The sequence below is a fragment of the Amaricoccus sp. genome, from assembly GCF_017993425.1.
Lineage (GTDB): Bacteria > Pseudomonadota > Alphaproteobacteria > Rhodobacterales > Rhodobacteraceae > Amaricoccus.
In genome coordinates, this window is the sequence record NZ_JAGOMQ010000022.1 from 57,920 (window position 1) to 73,219 (window position 15,300).

Genomic DNA, 15,300 nt, shown 5'->3' on the forward strand with positions numbered 1-15,300 from the left:
GGGACCAGTCTCATGCAGAAGTCTGAAGCAGCGTCCGGCGCGGGCAGCGCCGCCGCGCCGGTTTTCAACCCGGCCCAGGAAGTGAAGGCGGCCCTCAGCGGGTTCCTCGGCGAGTTCGGGGCCTTCCAGTCTGAAATCAAAGCGAAGCTCAAGGAACAGGACACCCGTCTGGCCATGCTCGACCGCAAATCCATCGCGACCTCCCGCCCGCCCCTCGGCCGTGTCGAGGGCGAGGCCCCGCACAAGAAGGCCTTCGGCGCCTACCTGCGCTCGGGCGACGACGACGCGCTCCGCGGCCTCGTGATCGAGGGCAAGGCGCTCTCGACCGCCGTGGCGGCGGACGGCGGCTATCTGGTCGACCCGCAGACCGCTGCCGAGATCGTCGGCGTCCTGCGCTCCTCGGCCTCGATCCGGGCGATCGCCAACGTGGTGCAGGTCGAGTCCGGCGCCTTCGACGTGCTGGTCGACCACACCGACATCGGCTCGGGCTGGGCGTCCGAGGCGACGACGACCGGCGAGACCGGCACCCCGCAGGTCGATCGCATCTCGATCCCGCTGCATGAGCTCGCCGCGCTGCCCAAGGCCTCGCAGCGGCTGCTGGACGACAGCGCCTTCGACGTCGAGGGCTGGCTCGCCCAGCGCATCGCCGACAAGTTCAGCCGCGCCGAGGCCTCGGCCTTCGTCAACGGCGACGGCGTCGAGAAGCCCACGGGCTTCCTGAACTATCCCAAGGTCGACAACGACCTCTTCGCCTGGGGCTCGCTCGGCTACGTGCCGACCGGTTCGGCGGGCGACTTCTCGGGCAGCGACCCGGCCGACGCGATCGTCGACCTCGTCTATGCGCTCGGCGCCCGCTACCGCGCCAACGCGACCTTCGTGATGAACTCGAAGACCGCCGGCGCCGTGCGCAAGATGAAGGACGCGGACGGCCGCTTCCTGTGGTCGGACGGTCTCGCCGCCGGCGAGCCGGCCCGCCTGATGGGCTATCCGGTGCTGATCGCCGAGGACATGCCGGACATCGCCGCCAACGCCTTCGCGGTCGCCTTCGGCGACTTCCGCGCCGGCTACACCGTGGCGGAGCGGCCGGACCTGCGCATCCTGCGCGACCCGTTCTCGGCCAAGCCGCACGTGCTCTTCTACGCCACGAAGCGGATCGGCGGCGACGTCAGCGACTTCGCGGCGATCAAGCTGCTGAAGTTCGCGGCGAGCTGAGGCACGGGCGGGCGGGGCGTGGTCCCGTCCGTCACCTGATCCGGCGCGGTCGGCGGCGGCGGGGGCGCCCCGCCGGCCGCGTCGGTGGTCCGTCCCCGCAAGGGGCGGGCCGGCACGTCCCCGCGTTCTCCGGCTGCTGCTCCCTTTCGCTCGGGCGGCGCGGGGGCGTGCCTGTTCATGGCCGTGACCGGAGGGGGTCGCGGCGTCTCGCTTCGCACTGACCGGGCCCGGGCCCTGAGGGAGAATTCCAGATGATCCTGACCGAAGTGAGCGCGCCGGCCGCCGGGGCGGTTCCGGTGCGCGCCTTCGCCGAGCACCTGCGGCTGGGGACGGGCTTCGCCGACGACGGCTCGCTCGACGCCGCGCTCGAGCTTTATCTCCGTTCGGCCATGGCGGCGATCGAGGCGCGGATCGGCCGGGCGCTGCTCGCGCGGCCCTTCACGCTGACGGTGACGCGCTGGCGCGAGGACGCCTGCCAGGGCCTGCCGATCGGGCCGGTGCGCGCGGTGGAGGCGGTGGCGCTCGTCGATGCCGACGGCGACGCCGAGCCGGTCGATCCGGCGGCCTGGTCGCTGCATCGCGACAGCCAGCGGCCGCGGATCGTCGGCCGCTTCGGCCGCAGCCTGCCGCGCATCCCGAGCGCTGGCCATGCAGAGATCCGCTTCGAGGCGGGGTTCGGCGAGGCCTGGGCCTCGGTTCCGGCGGACCTGCGGCAGGCGGTGTTCCTGCTGGCGGCGCATTATTTCGAGAACCGCAGCGACAGCGACGTCGCGCCGGGGGCGATGCCCTTCGGGGTTCTGGTGCTGATCGAGTCCTATCGCGCCGCCCGGCTCGGCGGGAGCGCCGCGTGACGCGGGCGGTCCGGCTTTCACGCCGCCTGACCCTGGAGGCGCGCGAGGTCGCGCCCGACGGGTCGGGCGGCCAGACGGTGAGCTGGCGGGCGCTTGGCGTGCTCTGGGCGGAGGTGACGGCGCGCACGGGCCGCGAGGTCTTCGCGGGCGAGCGGCCGGCGTCGCGGGTTCCGTACCGGATCGTTGTGCGGGGAGCGCCTGTCGGCGCGCCGTCGCGGCCGCGGGCGGAGCAGCGGCTGCGCGAGGGGGAGCGGGTCTTCGACATCCTCGCGGTGGCCGAGGCCGATCCGGCCGGGCGGTACCTGGAGATCGTCGCCGAGGAGGGCGTGGCGTCGTGAGCTACGAATTCGCGGCCGCCTTGCAGGCGGCGGTCTACGGGCGGCTGGCGGGGGATCTCGCGGTGGCCGCGCTGGTCGGCGAGGCGATCCACGACGGGCCGCTGGAGCGCGGGGCGGAGCCCGCGGCGGCGGACTACGTGACGCTCGGCGAGGAGGAGGCGCGCGCCTTCGGCAGCAAGACGAGCCGGGGCGCGGTGCATGACTTCACGGTGGCGGTGCATTCGGGCCGCGACGGGTTCGACCGGGCGAAGCGGATCGCGGGCGCGGTCTGCGCCTGCCTGATCGACGCGCCGCTGGAGCTCGCGGCCGGGCGGCTGGTGGGCCTGCGGTTCCTGCGGGCGCGGGCGGAGCGGGGTCCGGCCCCGGAGAAGCGGCGCGTGGCGCTGCGGTTCCGGGCGGTTCTGGACCAGGACGACTGAGTTTCATCGAGAGGACGAGGACATGGCGGCCCAGAGAGGCAAGGACCTGTTGATCAAGCTGGACCTGACCGGGGCCGGCGCCTTCGAGACCATCGCCGGATTGCGGGCGACGCGGATCGCCTTCAACGCCGAGACGGTCGACGTGACCAACCTCGGCAGTGAGGGGCGGTGGCGGGAGCTGCTGTCCGGCGCGGGCGTGCGCAGCGCGTCGATCTCGGGCTCCGGGGTGTTCCGCGACGCGGCGACGGACGAGCGGGCGCGGGCGATCTTCTTCGCGGGCGAGATCCCGCGGTTCCAGGTGGTGATCCCGAGCTTCGGCATCGTGTCGGGGCCGTTCCAGATCACCGGGCTGGAGTATTCCGGCAGCCACGACGGCGAGGCGGTCTACGAGCTGTCGCTCGCCTCGGCGGGCGCCGTGAGCTTCGAGGCGATCTGATGGCCAACCCGTTCCGCGGGGAGGTCGACCTCGTCGTCGACGGCGAGCCGCGGCCGATGCGGCTGACGCTCGGCGCGCTGGCCGAGCTCGAGGCGCGGCTGAAGTCGGATTCGCTGATGGAGATGATCGGGCGGTTCGAGACGGGCGGCTTCCGGGTCCGCGACCTGGTGGCGCTGCTCGTCGCGGGCCTGAACGGCGGCGGCTGGCGGGTGAGCGAGCCGGAGCTCCTGGCGCTCCGGATCGACGGCGGGCCGGTGGTCGCGGCGCAGGCGGCGGCGCGGCTCCTGAAGCTCACCTTCAGCGTGCCGGGCGAGGACGAGGAGGCGGCGTGACCGGGATCGCCTGGGCGCGGCTGATGCGGCTCGGGATGGTCGAGCTCGGCCTCGCCCCGGGCGTGTTCTGGGATCTGACCCCGGCGGAGCTGATGCTTCTCGCCGGGGTCGAGGCCGGGCCGGCGCCGATGCGGCGCGCCGGGCTCGAGGCGCTGATGGCGCTCTATCCGGACCGGTCGCGCGGCGCGAGCGCGCCGGGCCGGGCCGCGCAGGAGGGATGATGTCGGACTACGAGAACCAGATCGACCGGCTCGACGCGCAGCTGGCCGGGCTCGAGGGCAGCATGGCGGGGCTCGAGGGGGTGACCTCGGCGTTCCGGCGCGAGCTCGACGGGATGGGCGGCAGCCTCAAGGACGCAGGCACGCAGGCGACGGGGATGTCGCGGTCGGTGACGACCTCGCTCAGCCGGGCGTTCGAGGGGCTGGTCTTCGACGGCAAGCGGGCGTCGGAGGTGTTCTCCTCGCTCGGGCGGAGCCTGTCGGGCGCGCTGCTGAACCAGGCGCTGGCGCCGGTCCAGAAGTCGGTCGGGGGGGCGCTCGCCGGGGGGTTGCAGTCGATCCTCGGCGGGCTGCTCCCGTTCGCGAAGGGCGGCGTCCTGTCGGGCGGTCGCGTCGCCGCCTTCGCGCGCGGCGGCGTGGTGGACGGGCCGACGCATTTCCCGATGCGCGGCGGGGTCGGGCTGATGGGCGAGGCGGGGCCGGAGGCGATCATGCCGCTGGCGCGCGGCGCCGACGGCCGTCTCGGCGTGCGGACGGGCGGCGGAAGCGGCGGCGGGACGATCAACGTCACGATGAACGTCTCGACGCCGGATGCGGCTACCTTCCAGCGCTCGCAGGGGCAGATCGCGGCCGAGCTGTCGCGCGCGATGAAGCGCGGACGGCGCAATCTCTGAGGGAGTGAGGCGGATGAGTTTCCATGAGGTTCGGTTTCCCGCGCCGCTGTCCGTCGGGTCGAGCGGCGGGCCGGAGCGGCGGACGGAGATCGTCGAGCTGCGGAGCGGCTTCGAGGAGCGCAATAGTCCGTGGGCGCATTCGCGTCGGCGCTACGACGCCGGGCTCGGCGTCCGGTCGCTCGACGACCTCGCGGAGGTCATCGCCTTCTTCGAGGCGCGGCGCGGGCAGCTTTACGGGTTTCGCTGGAAGGACTGGACGGATTTCCGCTCCTGCCGGCCGTCGGAGACGCCCCGGCCGTTCGATCAGGCGATCGGCGTCGGTGACGGGACGCGCCGGGAGTTCCAGCTGACCAAGCGGTACGGGACGGGCGAGGACGCCTATCTGCGACCGGTGACGAAGCCGGTCGACGGCACCGTGCTCGTCGGGCGCGCCGGCGTCGCGCTGGCAGCGGGGCAGGGGCATTCGGTCGACCACACGCGCGGTAGGGTGCTCTTCGAGGCGGCCCCGGCGGCGGGCGCGGCGATCACGGCGGGGTTCGAATTCGACGTGCCGGTCCGTTTCGACGCGGACCGGATCGCGACGAGCCTCTCGAGCTTCGCCGCGGGCGAGATCCCGTCGATCCCGGTGGTCGAGGTCCGGGTCTGATGCGCGTCGTTCCTGCGGAGCTTCAGGCGCGGCTCGACAGCGGCGCGACGACGCTATGCCGCTGCTGGCGGGTGCGGCGACAGGACGGGCGGGTGTTCGGCTTCACGGATCACGACGGCGACCTGTCGTTCGACGGCACGGTCTTCGCGGCGAGCAGCGGGCTCGATTCTTCGGCGGTGCAGTCGTCGACGGGGCTTGCGGTCGACAACGCGGACGTGATGGGCGCGCTGACCGATGCCGGCGTCACGGAGGCGGACGTTCGCGCCGGGCGCTTCGACCGCGCGTCGATCGAACAGTGGCTCGTCGACTGGCAGCGGCCGGAACTGCGGGTTGTGCTCTTCGCCGGCGCCTTCGGCGAGATCCGACGGGCGGACGGCGCCTTCGAGGTGGAGCTGCGCGGGCCGACCGAGGCGCTCAACGCCGCGGTGGGGCGCACGATCCAGCGGCGTTGCGATCGACGTCTCGGCGACGAGAAGTGCCGCTTCGACAGGAACGCGCCGGGGTTCTCCGCCGAGGCGGAGGTCACGGCGGTGTCGGAAGCGGACACGTTCACGGTCGCGGCCGGATTGGGCGGGTTTCAGGCCGGCTGGTTCAAGGGCGGCGTGCTGAGCTGGCTCAGCGGCGCGAACGCCGGCATGAACGCCGCGGTCCGGGTGGACGCCGCGCTTGGCGACGGTGGCCGGCGCGTGGCGCTCTGGGTTCGGCCCGGGGCGGCGATCGCTCCGGGCGATAGGTTCCGCATCTTCGCCGGCTGCGACAAGAGCCCGGAAACCTGCCGGGCCAAGTTCTCGAACTTCCTGAATTTCCGCGGATTCCCGCACATCCCGGGCGATGACTGGGTCGCGGCGTATCCGCGGAGCGGCGAGGTGAATGATGGCTCGAAACTCGGACGCGGATAGCGCCTCGCCCGACGAGGTTGTCGTGGCGCGGGCGCGAGCCTGGATCGGAACGCCCTACCGCCATCAGGCGAGTTGTCGCGGCGCCGGCACGGACTGTCTGGGGCTGGTGCGTGGACTGTGGCGGGAACTCCTCGGCGTGGAGCCGGAGCGGCCGCCCGCCTATACCCCGGACTGGTCCGAAACCGGCCAGACCGAGGACCTGCTGCTGGCCGCGAGACGGCATCTGGACCCCGTGGAGCTTGCGGAGCGCCGATCCGGCGATGTCCTGGTGTTGCGCATGGCGGACATCGCGGTGGCCAAGCACGTCGGGGTGCTCGCGCGTTCGGCGGCTGGGCACGAGACGCTGATCCACGCCTATTGCGGTCACGGCGTGGTGGAGTCGCCGTTGACGCCGGCCTGGTCTCGCCGGGTCGTCGGCGCATTTCGGTTTCCGCTCGAAAGGGATTGAGAATGGCCACCCTGCTCCTCTCCGCCGCCGGCGCGGCGATCGGCGGCTCTTTCGGCGGGTCGGTGGCCGGCATGGCCACCGGCGTGATCGGCAAGGCGGTGGGCGCGACGCTCGGCGCGGTCATTGATCAGCGCCTGACCGGCGCGGGCTCGGAAACGGTGGAGACCGGGCGGGCCGAGCGGTTCAAGGTCATGGGGGCGGGGGAGGGCGAATGCCTCCCCCGTGTCTTCGGGCGTGTGCGGGTCGCAGGGCAGATCATCTGGTCCAGCCGGTTCCTCGAGGACGTCGATACAACGCGCGTCGGGGGCAAGGGCGGCGCGGGCGCGCAAAAGGTCAAGGAATACAGCTATTCGATAAGCCTCGCCGTCGCGCTTTGCGAAGGCGCCGTCGTCCGGGTGGGCAGGGTCTGGGCGGACGGCCAGCCCCTCGATCTGGCGGAGATCACCTGGCGGCTTCACCTGGGCGACGAGGAGCAGGTCCCGGATCCGCTGATTGCGGCGATCGAGGGGGACGAGGAGGCGCCGGCCTACCGCGGCGTGGCCTATGTCGTCTTCGAGAACCTGGACCTGACGCCCTTCGGGAATCGCATACCGCAGTTCAATTTCGAGGTGATGCGTCGGGCGTCGGTCTCGGCAGGGGCCCGTCACCCGGCCGAGGATGTGCGGGCGGTGGCGCTCGTGCCGGGCACCGGGGAGTATGCGCTGGCGACCACGCCGGTCCACTACGGGCGCGGCAAGGGACGGTCGGAGTTCGCGAACGTCAACAATGATCGCGGGATGCCGGACCTTGTGGCGTCGCTCGAGCAGATGCGGGCGGACCTGCCGGCGGCCCGCGCGCTTTCCCTGGTGGTGAGCTGGTTCGGGGACGACCTGCGCTGCGGCTCCTGCACGATTCAGCCGGCCGTGGAGCAGGTGGAAGCGGACGGGCGGCCCATGCCGTGGGTTGTTTCCGGCGTCGGCCGTTCCGCGGCGAAGCAGGTCAGCCGTATGGAAGATCGACCCGCGTTCGGCGGGACGCCTGCGGACGCCTCGGTGATCGAGGCCATCCGGCACATGGCGACGAGCGGCCTGTCGGTTATGTTCTATCCGTTCATCCTCATGGACCTGCAAGCCGGCAACGGATTGCCTGATCCCTGGGGCAACGGCGCGGAGCAGCCTCGTGCTCCGTGGCGGGGGAGGATCACCCTGGGCGTCGCGCCGGGGAGGCCCGGCTCGTCCGATAAGTCGGTGGCGGCGGGTGCGGAGGTTGCGGCGTTCTTTGGAGCGGCTCGGCCGTCGGATTTCGCGGTCGAGGGCGGCGCGGTGGTCTATCGCGGCCCCGCGGAGTGGTCGTACCGCCGTTTCATCCTGCACTATGCCCACCTCTGCGTTTTGGCAGGCGGCGTTGACGCGTTTTGCATTGGCTCCGAGATGCGGGGACTGACGCAGATTCGGGACGCGGCGGACGCCTATCCAGCGGTGCGGGAGCTCTGTGCGCTCGCGGCGGACGTCCGGACGGTGTTGGGGCCGCAAACCAAGATCGGGTACGCCGCGGACTGGTCGGAGTATTTCGGGCACCAGCCGGGGGACGGCTCCGGGGATGTCCTGTTTCATCTCGATCCGCTCTGGGCGCATCCGGCGATCGATTTTGTCGGAATCGACAACTACATGCCGCTCTCCGACTGGCGAGACGGCTCGGGACATGCCGACGCCGCCGCGGGTTCCATCTATAACCTCGACTATCTGCGTGGCAACGTGGCCGGCGGCGAAGGGTTCGACTGGTACTATGCGAGTGAGGAGGCGAGGCTCCGGCAGGAGCGTACGCCGATCGCCGACGGCGCGTTCGGCGAGTCATGGGTGTTCAGATACAAGGACATACGGAGCTGGTGGTCCCGTCCGCACCACGACCGGGTAGGGGGCGTACGGGCGGCGCATACAACGGCTTGGGAGCCTCGCTCGAAGCCGATCTGGTTCACGGAGCTCGGATGTCCCGCTGTGGACAAGGGAACGAACCAGCCGAACGTCTTTTATGATCCGAAGTCCGCGGAGAGCTTCTTCCCGTATCATTCGAGCGAGGCGCGCGACGACTATATTCAGCAGCGCTACCTTCAGGCCATTTATTCTTACTGGGCCAGCTCGGGCAACAATCCTGAGTCCAACCGCTACGTCGGGCGAATGGTCGACACGTCGCGCGCGTTCGTCTGGGCATGGGACGCTAGGCCGTGGCCTGACTTCCCCGATCGCCTCGAAACCTGGGCGGATGGCGGGAACTACGATCGGGGACATTGGATCAACGGTAGGCTGGGGATGCCCTCCCTGGGCGAAGTCGTGGCGGAGATTTCCCAGCGGGCCGGCGCTGGCGAAACGGACGTCTCGGCCCTCAACGGAACTGTGACGGGTTATCAGATCGGAAGCGTCGAGAGCGCCCGGCAGAGCTTGCAGCCGTTGATGCTGGTTTACGCTTTCGACAGCTATACGCTGGAGACGAAAGTGGCGTTCGCCGAGAAGGACGGCCAGGTGCGCGCGACCCTGGCGCTCGACGACCTCGCGTTGGCGCCGTCGGCTCCCACGCTTGCGCTCACCCGCGTCGCCCAGACCGAGTCGCCCGGTCGGGTTGCGCTGGGGTATCTCCGAGGGGACGCCGACTATCAGCCAGGCGTTGCTGAGGCGGTGTCTCCCGAGCGATCGGAGCCCGATGCCTCGCAATCGTCCGTGCCGGTGGTGCTGACGGACCAGCAGGCGGGGGCGATCGCGGAGCGATGGCTCAGCGAGACGTCGGTCGCACGGGATATGGCCGAGTTCGCCCTGCCGCCATCGAGCTTGGCGATTACGTCGGGGGACGTGGTTTCCCTGGCGCGCGATGGCGCCGCCGACCTCTACAGGGTCGATCGCGTGGAGGAGGCAGGCCGCCGCTCGTTCACCTGTGTTCGGATCGAGCCGGCGCTCTATCGCGCTTCAGTCTACGCGCCTGCGCGGGTGGCGAGGCGCCACGTTCAGGTTCCTCGGCCAGTCTATGCCGAGTTTCTGGACTTGCCACTCATGTCGGGGACCGAGGTTCCGCATGCGCCATATATCGCGGTTACGCAAACGCCTTGGATCGGACCAGTCGCGGTCTATTCGGCGACGAGCGACCACGGATATGCGCTCAATCAGCGCATTCTGCGGCCCGGTGTTCTTGGCGAAACAGTTAGCCCCATGCCGGCGGCGAGCGCGGGCATGTGGTGGCGGGGCGAGGTGGGTGTTCGCCTCGCCTCGGGTGCGCTTCGGAGTTCGAACGAGCAAGGCATTCTGAACGGCGCGAACGCGGCCGCTGTGCGCCACGCCGAGGGTCAGTGGGAAGTCATCCAGTTCGAAGAGGCGTCGCTGGTCGGCCGCAACGAATACGCGCTCAGGGGACTCCTACGCGGACAGGCGGGCACCGACGGTATCATGCAGGCCGACATCCCTGCGGGCGCGGATTTTGTGCTGCTTGACAGCGGCGTCGTGCAACTCGATCTCCCCGCCTCAGCGCGCGGATTGGTCCGACACTATCGCGTCGGCCCGTCTTCCAGACGTTACAGCGATGCCAGTTTTCTCCATGAAGTGCGGAGGTTTGCAGGTGTCGGCCTGCGACCCTATCGTCCGGCGCATCTTCGTGTGACTCGTGTTTCGAATGGGGATGTGGAAATCTCTTGGGTGCGCCGCACCAGAATTGACGGCGACAGTTGGGAAGGGGCGGAAGCACCGATCGGTGAAGATCGGGAAGTTTATAATATTCTTCTCGTTTCGGATGGACGGACGGTTCGCGAAGCGTGGCCAAGCGCGCCGCGATTTATATACGATCAATCAATGCAAGTCGCGGACGGCAACTTGGCAACGATCAACCTGGCCGTCGCCCAAGTCTCCGACCGGTTTGGGCCTGGCCCGTATGCGCGATTGTCGGTTAGGTTAGCAACCTAAAGTCAGTCCAATTCCGTGAGATTGGTGGAGCCAAGGGGGATCGAACCCCTGACCTCTTGCATGCCATGCAAGCGCTCTCCCAGCTGAGCTATGGCCCCGTTCTGCGCGCCGCGCGTGCGGGTCTTTATGCGGCGCGCGTTGCGACTTCAAGGGGAAAGTTCCCCCGGCTCAGCCCTCTTCCTCCTCACCCGCAACATCTGCGATCTCCTCGAGGTCGACGTTGTCCTCTTCGTCCTCAAGGATATCGTCGGCGAGATCGTCGTCATCGGCGATCACCTCATCGCCATCAATATCGGGCAGATCGTCCATATCGACTGGTTCTGGCTTGGCCTTCTCGGAGCGCGGAGCCTTTGCTTTCACCGCACTCAGCGTATCCACGCCGAAAGTCGCCCCGCAGGCCGGACAACTCACTGGATCGTGGCGAAGATCGTAGAAGCGCGTCGCGCAACTCGGGCAGATGCGCTTGGCTCCCCATTCGTCCTTGGGCATGAAGAAACCTCGGAATGTCGGATGACGGACTCGGCCGCCGGGTGCCACAGACGGTAACCTTTGTCAAAGCCCGATCTGTCAGTGAAATGTCACAGCCCGTAGGATGGAGCCGCACGCCTCCTTGATGCGCCGCAAAAACGAAGTAGGTTGCGCCGGGCTGCGAGCAATAAAGTTTCCCGGGGGAATGGGATGCTGTACCACGCCTATGAGATGACCCACGCTGCGATCTCGCCGATGCGCGCAGCCGCGCAGATGGGCCAGCAGGTTATCCGCCATCCGCTCAACTTCATGCCTGGCGCGTATGGCACGCGTGCGGTCTCAGCGGCCCTAGAGATGTTCATCAACGCGACGCGGCGCTATGGGAAGCCAAGCTTTGGCATAGCTACCACTGTCGTGGAGGGCAAAGAGACGTCGGTCGTGGAGGAGACAGTTTGGTCACGGCCGTTTTGCGATCTTCTGCACTTCCGTCGTGATCTGGCGGAAGACCTGTCTCGTGGCGATCCGCGGGTCTTGATCGTAGCGCCGATGTCTGGCCACTACGCGACCCTGCTGCGGGGAACCGTCGAGGCAATGCTTCCCGAGCATGATGTGTACATCACGGACTGGATCGACGCGCGCGAGGTTCCGGTCACGGACGGCACGTTCGATCTCGACGACTATACCGACTATGTCATCGAGATGATCGACCACCTATCGCAGGATGGCAGGCGCATTTGCGTGATGGCAGTGTGTCAGCCGGGCATTCCGGTGATGGCTGCGGCCGCGCTGATGGCTATGAGAGGAAACCCAAGACGGCCCGCCTCTGTCGTCCTGATGGGCTCTCCGATCGACACCGCACGCAATCCGAAGCAGCCGAATGAACTTGCAAACAAGCGAACTTTAGCTTGGTTCGATAACAATGTAGTTGTGCATGTCCCTTGGCCAAACAGAGGATTTATGCGGCGAGTCTATCCAGGTTTTTTGCAACTGTCTAGTTTTTTGGCTATGAATGTTGACCGACACGTTGATGCTCATGTCCGTCAATTCAGAAATCTTGTCCGAGGTGATGGGGACAGCAGCGATTCGCATCGTCGCTTCTACGATGAGTATCTTGCGGTGATGGATCTTTCAGCAGATTTTTATTTGCAGACTATCGAGCGGGTTTTTCAGAAGCGACTTATGGCAATCGGGGAGTATAACTATCGAGGGGAGAGGGTTTATCTTGAGGTGGTTGAAGACGTGGCTCTCATGACGATTGAGGGGGAAAAGGATGACATTACGGGCTTAGGGCAAACAGAAGCTGCACATGATCTCGTAATCAATCTCCCAGAGTCTCTGCGCCGCCGGTATGTTGCCGAGGGCGTGGGGCACTACGGCGTCTTCAACGGATCGAAATGGCGACGGCTGATACAGCCTGCGGTAGCTGCGTTTATTCGTAGTGCCGAGTTCGAAATGCGATGACCTGGAAAGATCGGGCTGATGTATTTTCGCGCTCGAAAAGTATCGTCAGTTGCGGTTGTCTGGCACGCGCCGGCTGTTTTTTGGGTGAGCCGCGGGCCGAATTGCTTGGATTGAGTGAGATATGGTCGCAGTTGACGCGAAGTCCTGCCCCTCCACCGACCCGATCCAGTGCCTGTTGTGAGGCAGCGACTGCACGATCTGTTCGTACTCGAACTCCGGCGTGCCGCAGAATCTTTTGCCGCGTGCTCCAGGAGAGGTCGAGTTCCTAGGTAACCCTCCTCCTCGGCTTTCAGTTACCCACAAGTGGGGCAACTTTGATGTTGCAGAGCCTGAATCGACCGTGATGCCTTGTCTGGCACCTACAACAAGCGAGCAGGTGCGGGGCGGTGGTAAGCTGGGTGGAGGAGGAGACGGCGGCTTGCGGCATGGGCGACGCCCGGCTGAACCGGCGGCTGGGCGCCATGCTGGCGGCGATGGGAGAGAGGCCGGGCAAATCGCTGCCGACGGCGTTTCAGGACTGGGCGAACACCAAGGCCGCCTATCGCTTCTTCTCGAACGAGAAGGTGAGCGAGGACAGGATACTGGCCGGCCACTTCCAGGCGTCCGCCCTGCGCGTGCAGGTCGTCGAGGGGCCGATCCTGGTGCTCCAGGACACGACGGAATTCTCCTTCACCTGGAGCGCGCCCGAGAAGATCGGCTTCACCAAGACCTCCACCGGGTGCAAGGAGAAGGACGGCCGCTTCCGCCAGCACACGCTGTGTGGCCTGCTGTCGCACGCCAGCCTCGCGGTTACGCCCGACGGGCTGCCGCTCGGCCTCACGGCGGTGAAGGTCTGATCGCGGGACAAGTTCAAGGGCACGGCGGCGCTGAAGCGGAAGATCAACCCGACCCGCGTGCCGATCGACCAGAAGGAGAGCGTCCGCTGGCTCGACAATCTGCGTCGCTCGACCGAACTGATCGGCGCGCCGGAGCACTGCGTCCACATCGGCGATCGCGAGAGCGACATCTACGAGCTCTTCTGCCTGGCGCAGGACCTGGGCACGAACTTCCTGGTCCGCGCCTGCGTTGATCGCCTCGCGGGAGCTGGCGGCACGACCATCGCCAGGGTGATGCAGGACACGCCGCCCAGCGGTACCCACCGGATTCGGTTTCGCGATGCCTCGGGTCAGGAGCAGGAGGCGAACCTCGCGATGAAGTTCGCGACGATGGTCGTCCGGCCGCCGATCGGAAAGCAGAAGCTCTATGCACATCAGACGCTTCAGGTCATCTATGCCGAGGAGATCGATCCGCCGGCAGATCGGCGGTCGGTGTGCTGGAAGCTGATCACCAACCTCGAGGTCGCATCCCACGCCGATGCCATCCACAAGCTTGGCTGGTACGCCCGGCGCTGGAGCATCGAGACCTTCTTCAAGACCCTAAAATCCGGATGCCGCGTCGAGGAGGTCAGGCTCACCACCGCCGATCGCCTCGCCAACTGCATCGCGCTCTGCTGCGTCGTCGCCTGGCGCATCCACTGGATGACCATGCCCGGCGCAGCGATCCGGACGCCGCCCCGGCGGCGGTCTTCACCGACCTGGAGATCGAGTTCCTCGATGCCTCCTCCGATCCTGGGCGGGCCGTCACACGCACCCTCGACTTCTACATGATGCGCGTCGCCCGCCTCGGCGGTTACCTCGCCCGCCGGAACGATGCTCCGCCAGGGACTACTATCATGTGGCGTGGCTTCTCACGTCTCGCCGATCTCGTGGACGGCTTCGCCATACGGAAGGGTCAGGAAACGCCTGTGCGTAACTGAAAGAGTTGTCGGAGGGCCGCCTGACCGGGTTCGGACGATGGTGATAGGTGCGACCTTATGGTCGCCCTTAAGTCCGGACTGGAGATCGAGGTTCTGTCGGCGGCGGACGCGGCGCGGCGCCGGCAGTGGAGCGATGCGGACAAGCTGCGGATCGTGGAGGCGAGCTTCCGGGGATCGCGGATGGCTTCTGCGACGGCGCGGGCGCACGAGATCTCGCGGTCGCTGTTGACGACGTGGCGACGGCAGTTTCGCGAGGGGACGCTCGGGACGGTGGACCGGCAGCCGAACTTCGCGCCGGTGCTGATGGCGCCCGAGGAGACGTCGAGATCCGAGCTGGTGTCGGGCGGAGAGCGGATCGAGATCGTGCTCGGGAACGGCCGGCGGCTGATCGTTGGCGTCGGGATCGATGCGGCGGCGCTGGCGCGGGTCGTCGCGGTGCTGGAGCGGGCATGATCGCGTTCCCGCCGGGGGCGAAGGTCTGGCTCGCGGGCGGAGCGACGGACATGCGGAAGGGGATGAACGGGCTGGCGTTCCTGGTGCAGCAGGGGCTCGGGCGCGATCCGCATGGCGGGGAGCTGTTCTGCTTCCGGGGCCGGCGGGGGCAGCTGATGAAGGTGCTGTGGCACGACGGGGTCGGCATGTCGCTGTACGTGAAGCGGCTCGACCACGGCCGGTTCATCTGGCCGACGCCGGCGGACGGAGCGGTGGCGGTGTCGGCGGCGCAGCTCGGCTACCTGCTCGAGGGCATCGATTGGCGGAACCCGCGGCACACCTGGCGGCCGTCCGCCGCCGGGTGACAATCGTCGGCCTGCGCGGTCGATTTCGCTCCAACGCATTGGGGAGGCGCGATAAACTCGGGACATGATCCCCGGCCTCACACTACACGACACAGTGCTGGCTGAGGGCGGCTGGTTGGATTCTACTGGACGACTCCCTTGCAAGGATCGTCCCATGTCTCACCGAGCCGTCGCCGCCCTCTCCCGGACGCTATGGGGCCATGTCGGCCTCGGCAAGAGCCGCCTGGAGACCCTCTGCATGCTCGTGGTGGGCATGATCGGCGCGCGCACGGTCAATCTCGGCCATATCGCCAGCGCCGGCGCGAGAGGCGTGCAGATCGCGTCGACCTATCGGCGCTTGCAGCGGTTCTTCCAGCACGTGGACCTTGGGCCGGATTGGGCGGCGATGA

The 15,300-nt window shown here is 67.9% G+C and carries 18 protein-coding genes, 1 tRNA gene and 1 pseudogene; 18 read left to right on the forward strand and 2 right to left on the reverse strand.

The annotated features are described in order from the left end of the window. Positions 1-12 precede the first annotated feature (12 nt). The 12 genes from KBB57_RS12030 to KBB57_RS12085 all read left to right on the forward strand — a co-directional run bounded on the left by KBB57_RS12030 (position 13) and on the right by KBB57_RS12085 (position 10,390). Positions 13-1,212, forward strand: coding sequence for a phage major capsid protein (locus KBB57_RS12030; RefSeq protein WP_290750372.1), 1,200 nt, complete (start codon positions 13-15; stop codon positions 1,210-1,212). Positions 1,213-1,463: 251 nt separating this feature from the next. After that, positions 1,464-2,063 (forward strand): hypothetical protein, encoded by a 600-nt coding sequence (locus KBB57_RS12035; RefSeq protein WP_290750374.1) that lies wholly within the window; start codon positions 1,464-1,466, stop codon positions 2,061-2,063. Continuing rightward, positions 2,060-2,401: a head-tail adaptor protein gene (locus KBB57_RS12040; protein WP_290750376.1), complete on the forward strand. Its 342-nt coding sequence runs from the start codon at positions 2,060-2,062 to the stop codon at positions 2,399-2,401. The genes KBB57_RS12035 and KBB57_RS12040 overlap by 4 nt, the downstream gene beginning before the upstream one ends. Then, entirely contained in the window at positions 2,398-2,820 is a 423-nt protein-coding gene (locus KBB57_RS12045) for a DUF3168 domain-containing protein (protein WP_290750380.1), read from the forward strand. The genes KBB57_RS12040 and KBB57_RS12045 overlap by 4 nt, the downstream gene beginning before the upstream one ends. A 22-nt stretch (positions 2,821-2,842) precedes the next feature. After that, positions 2,843-3,256: a phage major tail protein, TP901-1 family gene (locus tag KBB57_RS12050; protein ID WP_290750383.1), complete on the forward strand. Its 414-nt coding sequence runs from the start codon at positions 2,843-2,845 to the stop codon at positions 3,254-3,256. Then, entirely contained in the window at positions 3,256-3,588 is a 333-nt protein-coding gene (locus KBB57_RS12055; protein ID WP_290750384.1) for a gene transfer agent family protein, read from the forward strand. Before KBB57_RS12050 ends, KBB57_RS12055 begins: the two co-directional genes overlap by 1 nt. Beyond that, positions 3,585-3,809 (forward strand): rcc01693 family protein, encoded by a 225-nt coding sequence (locus KBB57_RS12060; protein WP_290750387.1) that lies wholly within the window; start codon positions 3,585-3,587, stop codon positions 3,807-3,809. Before KBB57_RS12055 ends, KBB57_RS12060 begins: the two co-directional genes overlap by 4 nt. Further along, the gene (locus KBB57_RS12065) at positions 3,809-4,480 is read left to right on the forward strand and encodes a phage tail tape measure protein (RefSeq protein WP_290750389.1); all 672 of its coding nucleotides are present in this window, start codon (positions 3,809-3,811) and stop codon (positions 4,478-4,480) included. Before KBB57_RS12060 ends, KBB57_RS12065 begins: the two co-directional genes overlap by 1 nt. Positions 4,481-4,493: 13 nt before the next feature. Continuing rightward, the gene (locus KBB57_RS12070; RefSeq protein ID WP_290750391.1) at positions 4,494-5,126 is read left to right on the forward strand and encodes a DUF2460 domain-containing protein; all 633 of its coding nucleotides are present in this window, start codon (positions 4,494-4,496) and stop codon (positions 5,124-5,126) included. Then, complete coding sequence (locus tag KBB57_RS12075; protein ID WP_290750394.1) at positions 5,126-6,025, forward strand: DUF2163 domain-containing protein; 900 nt, start codon at positions 5,126-5,128, stop codon at positions 6,023-6,025. The genes KBB57_RS12070 and KBB57_RS12075 overlap by 1 nt, the downstream gene beginning before the upstream one ends. Next, positions 5,997-6,473 carry an NlpC/P60 family protein gene (locus tag KBB57_RS12080; protein ID WP_290750397.1) on the forward strand — a complete coding sequence of 159 codons (477 nt, stop codon included), beginning with the start codon at positions 5,997-5,999 and terminating at the stop codon, positions 6,471-6,473. Before KBB57_RS12075 ends, KBB57_RS12080 begins: the two co-directional genes overlap by 29 nt. Positions 6,474-6,475: 2 nt before the next feature. Beyond that, the gene (locus KBB57_RS12085; RefSeq protein ID WP_290750399.1) at positions 6,476-10,390 is read left to right on the forward strand and encodes a glycoside hydrolase TIM-barrel-like domain-containing protein; all 3,915 of its coding nucleotides are present in this window, start codon (positions 6,476-6,478) and stop codon (positions 10,388-10,390) included. Between the two features lie 22 nt (positions 10,391-10,412). On the opposite strand, the gene KBB57_RS12090 is transcribed toward KBB57_RS12085, so the two are convergent. Together KBB57_RS12090 and KBB57_RS12095 are read right to left on the reverse strand one after the other, a co-directional pair. Then, positions 10,413-10,488: transfer RNA gene (locus tag KBB57_RS12090), tRNA-Ala, on the reverse strand. A gap of 70 nt (positions 10,489-10,558) precedes the next feature. Continuing rightward, positions 10,559-10,879 (reverse strand): TIGR02300 family protein, encoded by a 321-nt coding sequence (locus tag KBB57_RS12095; protein ID WP_290750401.1) that lies wholly within the window; start codon positions 10,877-10,879, stop codon positions 10,559-10,561. Positions 10,880-11,068: 189 nt separating this feature from the next. On the opposite strand from KBB57_RS12095, the gene KBB57_RS12100 reads away from it, so the two are divergent. The 6 genes and pseudogenes from KBB57_RS12100 to KBB57_RS12125 all read left to right on the forward strand — a co-directional run. After that, on the forward strand, positions 11,069-12,319 hold the full coding sequence (locus KBB57_RS12100; protein WP_290750404.1) for a polyhydroxyalkanoate depolymerase: 1,251 nt from the start codon (positions 11,069-11,071) through the stop codon (positions 12,317-12,319). A 386-nt stretch (positions 12,320-12,705) separates the two neighbouring features. Then, positions 12,706-13,155, forward strand: coding sequence for a transposase DNA-binding-containing protein (locus tag KBB57_RS12105; RefSeq protein WP_290750407.1), 450 nt, complete (start codon positions 12,706-12,708; stop codon positions 13,153-13,155). 57 nt (positions 13,156-13,212) lie between these two features. After that, entirely contained in the window at positions 13,213-13,965 is a 753-nt protein-coding gene (locus KBB57_RS12110) for an IS4 family transposase (RefSeq protein ID WP_290750409.1), read from the forward strand. A gap of 206 nt (positions 13,966-14,171) precedes the next feature. After that, a complete protein-coding gene (locus KBB57_RS12115) occupies positions 14,172-14,567 on the forward strand; it encodes a transposase (RefSeq protein ID WP_290750412.1) in 396 nt (131 codons plus the stop codon). Then, complete coding sequence (gene tnpB / locus KBB57_RS12120) at positions 14,564-14,911, forward strand: IS66 family insertion sequence element accessory protein TnpB (protein ID WP_290750414.1); 348 nt, start codon at positions 14,564-14,566, stop codon at positions 14,909-14,911. The genes KBB57_RS12115 and tnpB overlap by 4 nt, the downstream gene beginning before the upstream one ends. A gap of 154 nt (positions 14,912-15,065) precedes the next feature. Beyond that, a pseudogene (locus KBB57_RS12125) lies at positions 15,066-15,300 on the forward strand (transposase); the annotation flags it as partial.